At 61.9% G+C, this 12,942-nt stretch carries 15 protein-coding genes; 10 read left to right on the forward strand and 5 right to left on the reverse strand.

Annotated features, from left to right (window positions below):
- Window positions 1-128: 128 nt before the first annotated feature.
- The 4 genes from AC1Q5P_RS16350 to AC1Q5P_RS16365 form a co-directional block, all read right to left on the reverse strand.
- Window positions 129-1,523, reverse strand: a complete 1,395-nt coding sequence (locus AC1Q5P_RS16350; protein ID WP_492519506.1) for an alpha,alpha-trehalose-phosphate synthase (UDP-forming) — start codon at window positions 1,521-1,523, stop codon at window positions 129-131.
- Window positions 1,520-3,304: a glycoside hydrolase family 15 protein gene (locus tag AC1Q5P_RS16355; RefSeq protein ID WP_492519507.1), complete on the reverse strand. Its 1,785-nt coding sequence runs from the start codon at window positions 3,302-3,304 to the stop codon at window positions 1,520-1,522. The genes AC1Q5P_RS16350 and AC1Q5P_RS16355 overlap by 4 nt, the downstream gene beginning before the upstream one ends.
- Window positions 3,301-4,011: a trehalose-phosphatase gene (gene otsB, locus AC1Q5P_RS16360; RefSeq protein ID WP_492519508.1), complete on the reverse strand. Its 711-nt coding sequence runs from the start codon at window positions 4,009-4,011 to the stop codon at window positions 3,301-3,303. Before otsB ends, AC1Q5P_RS16355 begins: the two co-directional genes overlap by 4 nt.
- Window positions 4,012-4,141: 130 nt before the next feature.
- Window positions 4,142-5,476: an SLC13 family permease gene (locus AC1Q5P_RS16365; protein WP_492519509.1), complete on the reverse strand. Its 1,335-nt coding sequence runs from the start codon at window positions 5,474-5,476 to the stop codon at window positions 4,142-4,144.
- Window positions 5,477-5,603: 127 nt separating this feature from the next.
- On the opposite strand from AC1Q5P_RS16365, the gene AC1Q5P_RS16370 reads away from it, so the two are divergent.
- From AC1Q5P_RS16370 to AC1Q5P_RS16415, 10 genes are all read left to right on the forward strand, one after another.
- Window positions 5,604-6,446, forward strand: a complete 843-nt coding sequence (locus tag AC1Q5P_RS16370) for a hypothetical protein (RefSeq protein WP_492519510.1) — start codon at window positions 5,604-5,606, stop codon at window positions 6,444-6,446.
- A gap of 639 nt (window positions 6,447-7,085) precedes the next feature.
- Window positions 7,086-8,330: a tyrosine-type recombinase/integrase gene (locus AC1Q5P_RS16375; protein ID WP_492519511.1), complete on the forward strand. Its 1,245-nt coding sequence runs from the start codon at window positions 7,086-7,088 to the stop codon at window positions 8,328-8,330.
- On the forward strand, window positions 8,327-8,641 hold the full coding sequence (locus tag AC1Q5P_RS16380) for a hypothetical protein (protein WP_492519512.1): 315 nt from the start codon (window positions 8,327-8,329) through the stop codon (window positions 8,639-8,641). The genes AC1Q5P_RS16375 and AC1Q5P_RS16380 overlap by 4 nt, the downstream gene beginning before the upstream one ends.
- A complete protein-coding gene (locus tag AC1Q5P_RS16385) occupies window positions 8,638-9,384 on the forward strand; it encodes a hypothetical protein (RefSeq protein WP_492519513.1) in 747 nt (248 codons plus the stop codon). Before AC1Q5P_RS16380 ends, AC1Q5P_RS16385 begins: the two co-directional genes overlap by 4 nt.
- 114 nt (window positions 9,385-9,498) lie before the next feature.
- Window positions 9,499-9,684: a helix-turn-helix domain-containing protein gene (locus AC1Q5P_RS16390; RefSeq protein ID WP_492519514.1), complete on the forward strand. Its 186-nt coding sequence runs from the start codon at window positions 9,499-9,501 to the stop codon at window positions 9,682-9,684.
- Window positions 9,685-9,868: 184 nt separating this feature from the next.
- On the forward strand, window positions 9,869-10,072 hold the full coding sequence (locus tag AC1Q5P_RS16395) for a hypothetical protein (RefSeq protein WP_492519515.1): 204 nt from the start codon (window positions 9,869-9,871) through the stop codon (window positions 10,070-10,072).
- Window positions 10,069-10,359, forward strand: coding sequence for a hypothetical protein (locus AC1Q5P_RS16400; RefSeq protein ID WP_492519516.1), 291 nt, complete (start codon window positions 10,069-10,071; stop codon window positions 10,357-10,359). Before AC1Q5P_RS16395 ends, AC1Q5P_RS16400 begins: the two co-directional genes overlap by 4 nt.
- Window positions 10,360-10,727: 368 nt before the next feature.
- Window positions 10,728-11,183: a hypothetical protein gene (locus AC1Q5P_RS16405; RefSeq protein WP_492519517.1), complete on the forward strand. Its 456-nt coding sequence runs from the start codon at window positions 10,728-10,730 to the stop codon at window positions 11,181-11,183.
- 2 nt (window positions 11,184-11,185) lie between these two features.
- On the forward strand, window positions 11,186-11,872 hold the full coding sequence (locus tag AC1Q5P_RS16410; RefSeq protein ID WP_492519518.1) for a hypothetical protein: 687 nt from the start codon (window positions 11,186-11,188) through the stop codon (window positions 11,870-11,872).
- The gene (locus tag AC1Q5P_RS16415; protein ID WP_492519519.1) at window positions 11,781-11,984 is read left to right on the forward strand and encodes an HGGxSTG domain-containing protein; all 204 of its coding nucleotides are present in this window, start codon (window positions 11,781-11,783) and stop codon (window positions 11,982-11,984) included. The genes AC1Q5P_RS16410 and AC1Q5P_RS16415 overlap by 92 nt, the downstream gene beginning before the upstream one ends.
- A 7-nt stretch (window positions 11,985-11,991) precedes the next feature.
- Here the strand turns inward: AC1Q5P_RS16415 and AC1Q5P_RS16420 are convergent, their stop codons facing one another.
- Complete coding sequence (locus AC1Q5P_RS16420; protein WP_492519520.1) at window positions 11,992-12,495, reverse strand: hypothetical protein; 504 nt, start codon at window positions 12,493-12,495, stop codon at window positions 11,992-11,994.
- Window positions 12,496-12,942: the final 447 nt, after the last annotated feature.

A 12,942-nucleotide genomic window follows, 5' to 3' on the forward strand; every position in this document is an offset into this window, starting at 1 on the left:
CGTGCAGGTTCGCCAGAGCTTGAGGCGCTCGACGCAGTCGTCATGGTAGCAGGCACGTCATCTTTGCGATGAAAAGCATGGGGCACCTGGGCTCTCTGCCGGGTGGCCTGGAAGCAGCTGTACGCCCTTCAGATTCTTTCCATTGTGCCGCAAGTCGGCTGCTGGCAATCCTGAAGGGCGTAGGTGAATCGCTTCGACCACCACATCACGTCCTGCTCTTCCACGCCGTTCATGAGCGCTCGCCAGCGGCGGATCCTTTCCTCGCGCGGCATCCTGATGGCGCGGCCCAAGGCGTCCGATATCTCTTCGGCGCTATGCGGATTGACCAGCAGAGCCTCGGGCATCTGCTCGGCGGCACCGGCAAAGCGTGACAGGATCAGCACGCCCGGATCATCGGGGTCCTGCGCCGCGACATACTCCTTGGCGACAAGGTTCATGCCATCGCGCAGGGGCGTGACGAGGCCCACCTTGCTGGCGCGATAGACCCCGGCGAGCATGTCGCGTGTGTAGCCCTGATTGACGTAACGGATCGGCACCCAGTCAAGCCCGGCATGCGCCCCATTGATGCGCCCTGCCAGCCCTTCAAGATTGCTGCGGATGCGCTGGTAGCTGTCGACCGTCCCGCGCGATGGCGGTGCGATCTGCAGGAGGGTCACCTCCTTGCGCTCCTCCGGGTGCTCGGTAAGGAACCGCTCATAGCCGAGGAAGCGCTCCTCGAGGCCCTTGGAATAATCGAGCCGGTCCACACCGACGATCAGCGTGCGGCCAACGGCGCTGACGCGGACACGTTCGTAAGTTTCCCTCGCCTTCTCGCTCGCGGCAAGGGCGGCGAATTCCTTCGCATCGATGCCGACCGGGCAGGCGATAAGGCGCAGGCGACGCTCGCCCACTGTCAGCCAGCCATCGTCATCGATCGTGCCGCCCAGCTCATGTGACACGTAATCGCCGAAAGATTGCAGCCATTCATCGGTGTGGAAGCCGATGAGGTCGTATGCCAGCAGGCTTTCGGTCAGCGCGCGCGCCTCGGGCAATGTCGCCAGCAGACGACGAGGCGGCCAGGGAATGTGCAGGAAGAAGCCGATGCGGTTCTCAACGCCGCGTGCCCGCAGTTCCCTGCCCAGCGGGAACATGTGATAATCCTGCACCCAGACAAGATCGTCCGGCTCGATCAGCGGTAGCGCGGTCTCGGCAAAGCGTTCGTTGGCGCGCCGGTAGCCATCGGCAAAGCTGCGTTCGTATTCGGCAAGATCGATACGGTAGTGAAACAGCGGCCACAGCGTGCGATTGGCGTAGCCGTCGTAGTACTCCTCGATGTCCTGCTCTTCCAGATCCACCGTGGCCGTGGTCACGCCGTCAATGCGCTCCATGTTGATATGGCCGGTGAACTCGCTGGTCTCGTTGCCTGACCAGCCGAACCAGATGCCGCCATGTTCGCGCAGCGCAGCGGAGAGAGCGACTGCAAGCCCGCCCTGCGCACCGCCGCCGGCACTCACCCGGTTCGAAATGACTATCAGCCTGCTCATCGTACGGTGTTCCAGGGTTTGCTCAGCAGGACGGCGCAATTGATGAGCCCGACCAGAGAGTAGGTTTGGGGATAGTTGCCCCAGAGTTCGCCCGTTGCCGGATCGATATCTTCGGAAAGGAGGCCAGATTGGGTGCGGCGGCTCAGCATCTCTTCGTAAAGCGCCCGCGCCTCGGCGCTGCGTCCGGTCAGGTGCAGGGCCTCGATCAGCCAGAACGTGCAGACGTTGAAGGCTGTTTCCGGCAAACCGAAATCGTCCTCGGTGGCATAGCGCAGCATGTGCGATCCCCGCCGAAGGCCCTCTTCGATGGCCGCCAGTGTCGAGACAAAGCGCGGATCATCCGGCGCCAGGAACCGCAGATCGAGCAACTGGATCACGCTTGCATCGAGATCGTCGCCCGAGAACGTGGCCGACATCCGCTCGGTGTCGGGCCGCCATGCGGCGCGCTCTATCCGCTCGCGGATCGTGGCCGCGCGCTGGCCCCAGAACGTGGCCCGGTCATCAAGGCCGATGGCTTGCGCGGCGTTGCCCAGCCGGTCGCAGGCCGCCCAGCACATCGCCGCCGAATAGGTATGGACCGACTGCCGCGTGCGCAGTTCCCACAAGCCTGCATCGGGCTTGTCGAACAGGTCCCATGCCCTCTCACCCACTTTCTCCAGCGCTTCGAAATCGGCAAGGCCCGACATGCGCAACAGGCGCTGGTCGAGGAACGCCTGCGTGTTTGACAGGACGATCTGGCCATAGGCGTCGTGCTGGACCTGGGAATAGGCAGCGTTACCCACCCGTACCGGACCCATGCCGCGATATCCGGGGAGCTTTTCGGCCACCCCCTCGTCTATCCGCGCCTCGCCCAGCACGCCGTACAGCGGCTGAATATGGCCGCCGCGGGCATTGTCGACGATGTTGCGCAAGTAGGCGAGATAACCTTCGAGCACGTCCAGCGCGCCAAGCCGGTTGAGCGCCTGCACGGTGTAATAGGCATCGCGGATCCAGCAGTAGCGATAGTCCCAGTTGCGTTGCGATCCCGCATGTTCGGGGACCGAAGTGGTCAGCGCGGCGACGATGGCGCCGGTCTCTTCGTGCTGGCACAGCTTGAGCGTAATGGCCGAGCGGATGACCACGTCCTGCCATTCGACCGGCGTGGCCAGACCGCGTACCCAGTGGCGCCACTCGGTAACGGTCGCATCCAGCATCTGTTCGAGCGTTTCGGCAAGATTGCCGGAGAAGCTCTCGTCCGGTCCCAGAAAGAAGTACTGTGCCTGCTCGACCCGGAAGACACGTTCCTCCGCCACAAGGCCGACCGGTGCAGAAGTGGTCAAGCGCATCGTCATGGCTTGCGAAAGGAAGCGGATGTGGTTCGATCCGCCGATGGTCACGGCGCAGGCGTTACCCCAGTTACAGGTCGGCCGAAGGTGCATGCGGATGCGCGGGCTGCCGGCCACCGGACGCACGATCCGCGCATAGGCGACCGGACGATAGGTGCGGCCATTGCGCCGGAAATAGGGGCAGAAGTCGATGACCTCTATCTCGCCGCCATTCGCATCGCGGTGGCGCGTGACGAGCACCGGCGTATTGCGCAGATAGCGCTGGGTGGTTTCCACACGATCTTCAAGATCGATGGACCACAGGCCTGTTTCCGGCTCTGCCCCACCCACCAGCGCAGAAAAGAACGGATCGCCATCGACTCGCGGAATGCAACCCCAGACAAATGCGCCGGAGGTATCGATCAGCGCCGAGACCTGGCAGTTTCCGATTGGCCAGAGATCGAGCGATGCCGTCATGCGAGCGCCTCCCACAGCCATTCGCGCAAGTCGCCCGGAGACCGCAGGCCATAGGTTGCAGCAGTAGGTCGCGGCTCGCCGACAAGGATGGCGTGTCCGCCAAGGTCGCGAACCGCTGCAAAGCCCGGTTCGTCAGTCAGGTCGTCGCCTGCGAAAACCGGCGTCGTGCCTGAGAGGTCAGGATGCGCCATCATCGCCCGGATGGCACTGCCCTTGTCCGAACCTGCATCGCGCAGTTCCGCCATCATCCTCCCTTGCTGAAGAAACAGACCGTGGCTTTCGGCCAGTTCATGAGCGAGGGCGACAGCGTCCGCCTCGGCCTGCGGCATCATGCGATAATGCAGGGCAACGCCAAGGCTCTTCTCCTCGACAAGCACGCCGGGGTGTTCGTCTGCGAATGCACAGAACCGCGCTGCCACGTCATCCAGCTGGCCGGGCCGTGGAGGACTTATCGTCACGCCACCCCAGCGATGCTCGCCACCGTGGCTGCCTGAAATCCAGATGTCCCGGCTGACTGCACCCAGCATCCCGTCGATCTGTGCCAGGGAGCGCCCACTCACCACCGCAAGCCTGCCGTCCAACCGGTCGAGCAGTGTATCAAGCAGAAGCCGGGTCTGCGCGTCGGCACAAACAGCTCCGGGACAGTCATCAAGCTCGAACAGCGTTCCGTCGAGATCCAGGAAAAGCGTGCTGTCTTCAAAAGCCAAGCCGGCCGGAGGCGATAGGGGCATTGCCGCAAGCTTGATTGGGTCTCTCCTGAAAAGTCCCGGCCGCAAAGGGCTGCGCCCGCCTCTTCCGAACCAGGGCACAGCAGGTTTTGTTCCTGCGATCAGCCAATTAGAACGGGAAGTAGTGGGGTATCGCCAAAACCGCCACGGCCCATGTCAGCAGATTGAGCGGCAGGCCCACCTTCACGAAATCCATGTAGCGGTAACCACCCATCTGGTAGACGAGGACGTTGGTCTGGTAGCCGAAGGGCGTGGCGAATGCGGCGCTTGCCGCCATCATGATCGTAACCAGAAACGGGCGCGGGCTGACCGAAAGGCTCTCGGCCAGTGCCACGGCCACCGGCGTCAGCAGGACCGCAACAGTCGCATTCGACAGAAGTTCGGTAAGCAGCAGCGTCGCGCCATACAGCAGGATCAACGCCGTCAGCGGTCCGACCCCGTTGACCGAGCCGATCATCCACTGCGTGACTTCGGCGGCGAGGCCGGTCTGTTCCATGGCAATGCCGATGACCACCATCCCTGCGATCAGCAGCAGGATCTCCGGCCGCAATCCGGCATAGGCCTGATCGGGTGAAATCACGCGCAGCACTATGAGCAGGACCGCGCCGGCAAAGGCCGCTGCGGCAATCGGCACGAGGTTGATCGCCGCCACGGCAATCACCCCGATGAACACCGCTACGGAAATGAGCGCCATCCTCGGCTGGAACTCGTGGGCCTCGGCATAGACCCTCGTGTCTTCGAGCGAGTCTCCCGTGAGATCCACATGGCTGACGGAATGGCGCTCGAAATCGGCCCGGGACGATGTCCCTTCAGGCTCCCCGACGGGTGCCGGCGCGCCTTTGACGAGCTTGCCGGTAAACAGCACGAGATAAAGGCCTCCCACTGCCGCCATGGCCAGCCCGACCGGGGTGATCTCGAATATGCCGAACGGCGCTTGTCCGGACGACCGTGCCATGTCGTCGACCAGCAGGTTGGTGGATGTGCCGATCAGCGTGCAACTGCCCCCCAACACCGCGACATAGGACAGGGGCATCAGGAAGCGTCGCGGATCGAGCCCGATGGATTTCGCCACATCCCTGATGACAGGCGCCGCAACCACCACGATCGGCGTGTTGTTGAGGAAGGCCGACCCGAAGCCGGACATGCCGATAAGCCCCCACAAACCCGCCGCGCCGGTCCTGCGGCAAAGCACGACGGCTTTCTCGATGGCCTTGTCGAGCAGCCCCGAAAGCTCCATCGCATAGGCAATCACGAACAGCGATGCGAGCGTGAGAATGGCGGGGCTGGCAAAAGCTCCCTGGACTTCGCTGGGGCGCACGGCGCCTGTCACCAGCAGGATGGCAGCGCCGCTCAGGGCAATGACATCGGCCCGCATTCGATCGGCAATCAGCGCGACGACAACGCTGACAAGGACCACAAGGGTCAGAATTTGCTCGATCGTCATGATTATCGAGCTCTTACAGACACATGACCTTTCCGACAATCGGTGCTAGGTCTTGGCGATGATAAGGGCATGTCGCAGTACGGAATGGTCGGCCAGTCGATCATCCAACTGGTCGTTGGGCCGAATGTTGGTGCTGACAGCCTTGTTCGCCACCACCCTCTTCGCCCTCGCCGGTTGCCAGCAATCCGATCCGGAACCGCAGGCATCCTCTGCCCCAAAGGTCGCCATCGAGGCTTTGCCGACCACGACGCCCAAGGCGCTCTCGGCATTGGGCCGTGCCGATATCCTGGCCGCGGTTGCCGCGGCAGCAGACGAGGTCGCCGCTGGCAACCCCCTGCCGCAATCGAACCTCGAACTCGCGAACAGAAGCTTCGAACTGACCATGCCGATCGCCTGCGCGGACGGCGTGACCGGCGCCTGGGGTTCCTGGCGCCTGGATCCTTCATCGCGTGTCCTGCGGGTTAGCTTCAGTCGGCAAAACTGGGCCGCCGAGCCGCTATTTGCGGACCTTGCAAACGGCCAGCCGTTCGAGGCGGCCGAGGGCTTCTGGGTCGAACGCCCCTGGACACGCTCGGAACAGTGCCCGCGGCCGTTTGTCAGTGCGGCCGCGCCGGGAATTCCTGAGAAGGCGCCGCCGAAGATCGCTGAAGCTGCGCCACGGGACCAAGCCGCGCCGGACAACAGGCTCGCGCTCGTGCAGTATTTCTCGTCCGACGCGCCGCGTACGCTACTTCGGGGCAAACGGCCTTATGCCTATACGGCGAAGGTGCAAAAAGATGCAGAGCCAACGGTGCGTGCTTTCGGGGTCAGGATCGAAGGACGGATCTCCGCCTTTGGCGATGGCCAGCCGGTGCATTGCGTGAATCGGCAGACAAGCAAACCGCCAGTTTGCGCGGTGGCGGTCGAATTCGGCAAGATAACCCTTGAGGATGCCGCGACCGGCGAGACATTGGCAGACTGGGACAGCTAGGCCCTCGCACCAGGCGGGGTGTATCTGTAGGCAATCGGGCGTTGCATCACCATCGCGGGTCGCCCGGCGCTCAGGATTGGGGAATATCACGGCATCGGCATTGCCGGCATGGGGCATCGAGACAGTCATGCGCTTGATCGGCCTCTAGAGCGATGCATGGCAGCACCAATCGGCCTTACCCCGGCAATGTACGAAGCAGCGATCCCATCCTCATCGAACGGCACCAGCGTCTACGGCGCAATGACCTCGACGGACATGCCCTTCTCCTCAATGCTTCAAACACTCGTCATTAATATCGGGGCTGCACATCCACTGCGTCGAAATCGGAACCGCCCTTGTCATCGTCGCTGGCCTTGTGCCGAACGTAGTTGACGAAAGTCACGCTCAAGTTCCATCGACCGACGTTTCGACGAAGAATCGAAGCGTTGGGCAGTTCAGTGGAAACTTTCAGGCTAATGGCTGGCGGAGAGGGTGTCCCCGAAACTAGCGTCCCGATGCATCCGCCAGCATTAAAATAGGCACGAAAAATAGGCGGTAATTGGCTCTGTCCAACTCCGTTCCCGTCCCGTTCTATCCGGTTGCGTTCCCATAAAACCGGCGTATTATCGGGGAACGGATTTGGGAACGGAGACGACAGCCATGCCGCGCAAGCTCAGCAACGCCCTTACGCCCTTGGCGGTTAAGAATGCGAAGCCCGGACGCCATGCGGACGGGGGAGGACTGCACTTGCTGGTGAAGGAAACCGGCGCGCGGTCATGGGTCTATCGCTTCATGCTCAAGGGCAAGTCGCGTGACATTGGCTTGGGTGCGGCTGGACAAGGCGGCATTTCCCTTGCCGATGCCCGGACGGCGCGCGATGCCCTACGGCTCAAGGTGAAGGCCGGGATTGATCCTCTGGAGGAACGCCAGCGGGAGGCCACAGAGGCGCTTGCGGCGGCTCAAGCGGCTGCGATTGCCGGAATGACGTTCAAGGCCGTGGCAGAGGCTTATATCGGTGCGAATGAGGCGAGCTGGCGCAATGACAAGCACCGGCAGCAATGGCGCAACACGCTGGCCAGCTACGTCTATCCCGTCATGGGCGAATTGCCGGTTGCCGACATTGGCACGGCGCACGTGCTGAAAATCCTTGAGCCGATCTGGCAGGACAAGCCCGAAACTGCCAGCCGCATCCGGGGGCGGATTGAAACCGTGCTCGATGCCGCCAAGGCGCGCGGATACCGGGAGGGAGAAAACCCGGCTCGCTGGCGCGGCCATATCGCGCAAATCCTGCCGCCCCGTTCCCGGCTCACGCGCGGCCACCACAAGGCCATGCCCTATGAGGCAATTCCAGCATTCATGGCGAAACTGCGCGAACGGAATGCAACGGCGGCTCTGGCGCTAGAGTTTGTCATTCTCACGGCCACGCGCACCAGCGAAGTATTGGGGGCAACTTGGGCCGAAGTCGATTTGGACAAGGCAATCTGGACCGTGCCAGCGTCCCGCATGAAGGCAGGCAAGGAACATCGCATTCCCCTGTCGCCGCGCGCTGTCGAAATTCTGGAGGCCGTTAAGCCGCTGGGCAAGGCCAGCCTGTTTCCAGCCGACAAGGGCGGCAAGCTGTCCACTATGGCAATGTCGATGCTGCTTCGCCGCATGAAGCTGGATTGCACCGTTCATGGCTTCCGCTCTGGCTTCCGCGATTGGGCAGCCGAATGCACCGGCTATGCTCATGAGGTTTGCGAAATGGCGCTGGCCCATGTGATCGGCAACAAGTCCGAAGCGGCTTACCGGCGCGGCGATCTATTCGACAAGCGGCGGCGGCTCATGGCCGATTGGGCAACCTATTGCGCCAGCGACGGCGCGGCTGGTGCCAAGGTTTCGCCAATCCGGGGGGCAGCGGTATGAGCGATGAAAGCGCGGCAGTCCTGCCCTTCGCGCTCAAGGACCGCTGGATTGTTACGGTCGAAAGCGAGCGGCATTTCGTCAAGGTGCGCCATCGCACCCGATGGTATGCCGTTGCGCGGCGCATAGGGCACGAGGAACGCCGTCACTGGTGCGCCAGCCGCGCGGATGCCCTTGTCATTGCAGGATGGCAGCGGGAGGCTTTCGAGCGGCTGGCTTGGGCTGAGCAATTCGAGGCGCAATATGACCGACTACCAGCGGCAAGGCGGGCAGAGGTTGACGCCTATCTGGAAAGCCTACGGGGGCAGGAATGAGCTTTGCCGATGATGCCGAATTTGCCGCATTCATCGGCAGGGATCACGTGCTGACGGCAATCACGCCGGAGGCTGTTGCCAGCGCTATGGCGGGCTTCGGTCTACCACTGGCGCCGGGCAGAGATATGGATTGGCTGGCAATGGCCGTGCGACGGGCGCTTGGCATTTCCATCCCAAACGTCAGTGACGGCCCGGAACGACCCTCGAACGCGGAATTTCGGGACGAACTTCTTTCGTTAGCCGAGCAAGCCACCGCAACGTGGATCGCAATCTTCCAGCGCTCGCCTGAGGCTGACTCCAGATTGTGGGACGAAGCCTTCAACCAATGGGAGGGGTGTAATGCGCTTGCGGCAGGAGACGACCCAGAATTTGGGTACAATCGCTTCCGCGCTGCTTTGGCAGAGTTGAATTGGCTCTCAAGCTTTCTGGGCAACGCGGTGAAGGGAACAGAGCAGCAAAAGCCAAACTGGCGCGCCGCTGAGCGAAAGCGTATCAGAGTGCACCGAGGCCTTTACCTTGCACCGATTTTTGAAGCCGCCTTCGGGACGGTAGTATCGGCGAATAACTGGCCGAGTGGCGTTCATCGTACACCGTCAGCATTCATGGATTTTTATCAGCGGATGGTTGCGCTAGCGTTCGGGGAACAGAGGACACCTGACATATCGGGTGTATTGAAGGCGGTTTGCCGCCTGCATCGGCAGTACCCCACGGAATTTGCCGACGGCGTAATTCCTGGCCTGTAGTGGGGCGCAAGCTGCCCTGAAACCAACCGTAACGATCCCCACCACAGGCCTGCCGGTTAGCGGCATGTCCCTGCTTGGCCGCATCTGTCGCGGCGGACAAGAAGGGACAACTCCATGACAAAAGCATACGGCACCTTGCCCGAGGCCGTTCAGTATTCGGGCATGTCGCGCACCTCAATCTATGAGGCGTTGAAGCGCGGTGATCTCAAGGCTCGCAAGGCCGGGCGGCGCACGTTGATCTCATTTGCCGATCTCGAAGCCTATCTGGCCAGCCTTCCGACCTATCAGGCGGGAGCATGAGCGATGGCAGCAGATATGCAAAACCCCGGCGTGCAGGCCGGGGCTTCGCGCAATCAACTTGGTGGCTGGTTGCACTCCCCCTCTACCGCATCGGACTTGCGAGCGCAAATGCTTGCCTCCCGTTTCTGCCTGTCGCCTTGGATGGCGCGGGATATGGCGCGGCTCTGCTTTGGGGAGGGCTGCAATGATTGACAGGCCCTTTCCTAATCACAAGGCAGCGGCGCTTGCGCTGCTAAACGGCAATCACCGGCTCAGCCGCAAGGCCGGGCAATTCCTTGGCCAGCTTGCCGTCGATTCCACGCCCATGAGCGAAGCGCAGGCCGATTGGCTGGCGAAGCTGCTGGACCGTGCGGGCTTGCCGCCGATGGCAGAGGGAGGCGCGCAATGAGCACCTATCCCGATGCACCGGGGCACCGGAACGTGGAAACCTCGATTGCCGCTGCCGATGCCCTTGCGCCCAAGCTGGGGCGGCTCCAGCGCATGGCAGAGGGCGCAATCCGCGATGCTGGCGCGCACGGCCTTACCGCCGATGAACTGGCGGCGCGGCTCGATATGGACCGTTGGTCTATCCAGCCGCGCACCAGCGAATTGAGGCGCAAGGGGCTTATCCGTGACAGCGGGCAGCGCAGACCGAATAGCACCGGCAAGCTGGCCATTGTCTGGATTGCCGCATGATCTCTGCCGCCATGCCCAAGCCGCACAATAGCGCCCGGCATGGCGGCGCTTTGAAACTCCACCGGGATAGCGGTTTCGGTGGAGTTTCAATTGCACCGCTCCAGCCGCAATCGCCCGCAAATCCGCCGATTACCAGAACTGGCACGGCGCTTGCGATTAATTACATTACCTCTGGTGTGGCAGCCCTTTCCGCTGGAGGCACTGGCAGGGGCGGCGCGCGTAACCGTGCCGATCGGGAAAGCCATGCCCTGACAGCCGCTCAAATTGGCAATCTAAGGGCCGCTGAGCGCCATGCCGAAAAAATCGGGCTGCCATTCACCCGCATGATCTCGATTCACTGGCAGGCCACTGGAGTGCCCTTGGCGGGCTTGGCGAAGGCGACCGGGCGCTTTACCGACCTGCTGACAAAGGCGCTGGCCCGGCATGGCAGCCGCACGGCATGGCTCTGGACGCATGAGAACGTGCCCGGCAACGGCCATGACAAAGGCGGGCACTGTCACTTGCTTGCCCATGTGCCTGCCGATCTGGTGTCCGTTGTTACGGCGCTGCAACGGGGCTGGCTTCGTCGGATCACCGGGCAGCCTTACCGGGCGCGCGTGATCCACAGCAAACCGATAGGCGGGCGGCTGGGGCTGGAGACAGGCAATCCCGATCTCCACGCCGTCAATCTGGAGGCGGCGCTTGCCTATGTCTTGAAAGGCGCAAGCCCTGAGGCAGCGTCACAATTCGGCCTGGAGCGGCTGGAGCCGGGCGGGCGCGTGATCGGCAAGCGTTGCGGAACCTCTCAAAACATCGGCGCGAAGGCGCGCAAGGCAAAGGACTGACAATGGCCAATCGCAAGAAACCGGACGGCGGCATGAAGCCGAACAACGCCCTTACAATCGAGCAAGCCACGGATGAAACCGGCGCTCAGGCGATGGCGCGAAAGCTCCTTGATCCGGCATTCAAGAATGCGGCGGCATCGGCGGGCTTTCTCGACAAAATGCTGGGCGGGATCGAAAAGCCCGGCGTCACTGACTACGCGGACGATCTGATTGCAAAGGCCGACAAGGCAGCGTCTGGTGATCTGGCGATGGCCAGCCGGATGCTCGCAACACAGGCTGTCACACTGGACGCGATGTTTGCCGAACTGGCGCGCCGTTGCGCTATGAACATGGGTGACTACATCAACGCCGCCGAACGCTATGGGCGGCTGGCGCTCAAGGCTCAGAGCAATTGCCGCGCCACGCTGGAGGCGCTGGCCAAGCTGCACCAGCCGCGCGAGCAAACCGTGCGGCATGTGCATGTAAACGAGGGCGGGCAGGCCGTCATTGCCGAACAATTCCATCACCATGCCGGGGGGCACCGAAATGCAGAATCCGCCGAACAACCCCATACAGCCGGAACCGGCGCGGCTGGCCGCGGCCCCGCGATGCTTTGCCATGACGCGCAAGGGAACGGCTTGCCAATCCCCGGCGATCAAGGGGGCGAAGCGATGCCGGATGCACGGCGGCAAGGGCAGCGGCGCACCTGAGGGCAACCGCAACGCATGGAAGCATGGCGGGCGCTCTGCCGACACATTGGCAGCCGCTCGATACATACGGGGTATTGCGAGATTGATTGACGAAGCTGGCGATCAATCCTGACTAGCCGCTATTCGATTGTAATGTGATGGAAAATTACCGTGCCGGAACTGTTTTCAAGAGCCTTTCCCTGAATCCAGACATCCCGCTCTGGCTGTGCTCGCATCTGATCGAGCATTTGGCGCGCAACGAGATATGGCAGGTGCAAGACACATTTTAGCACGCCATCTGCAACGTAACTCTTACGGCCAATCGTGCTGTCGTCGAACCATTCCCCGTAGGGAATTACGCTAACAACTATCTTTGTCGCGCCCCCAATGTCGAAGGCGGCTTCACCGTCGCGGCAATCCCGAATGACACCGAAAATCTCGAACTCGTTGCCGATCTCCCAATAGGACACGAAGCCAACCTTGAATTGCTTTTCGCGGGTTCCGGTTGACCGGAATGTAAGGTGAAAATCCCCATTCCCGTAGTCGTAAGCTTTGGGTGAAGCACCTTTAGGAAACCGGCTCAGGATAGCATTGCCGTAATAGAGAACGCCTAACAGGATCAGGCTGGGCAGGACGTATTCCATATTTCCCCCAATCGGTCTGCTACCCGCCAAACTTGCCGCAATCTCTCTCAATACCTTGCAAGGCGCAAGTCGCGGGCAGTCTGCCGTCAAGTCTGCAACCTCAATCACAATTGAGCGATTGCACGGCTGGCAAAGCTTTGACCTGAATATGATTGGCTCGCCTCCCGCGCTTTTCGGCCCTTTCGGTCAATCTCCCGTTACCAGTCATTTTCGACGGAGAAGCTGCCATATGAGGGAATGCGCGGCTCCCCGCCATTTCCAGCCGCGATTTGTCGCGTAGGGTGTGTATCGAACTGCACCCGCACCAGCCGGAAAATTCATCCGATCTGGCCTGCCCGATCTGCAATCTCATTCCGGCGGCATAGTGAGGCTAAGCGCCTAGCGCCCGATCTATCGGGGAGCGGTTATGGGAACTAAGCCGCCACTCTGAAAAAAATCCTACAAAAT

It is taken from the genome of Novosphingobium sp. GW835-FHT14H07 (assembly GCF_058793515.1).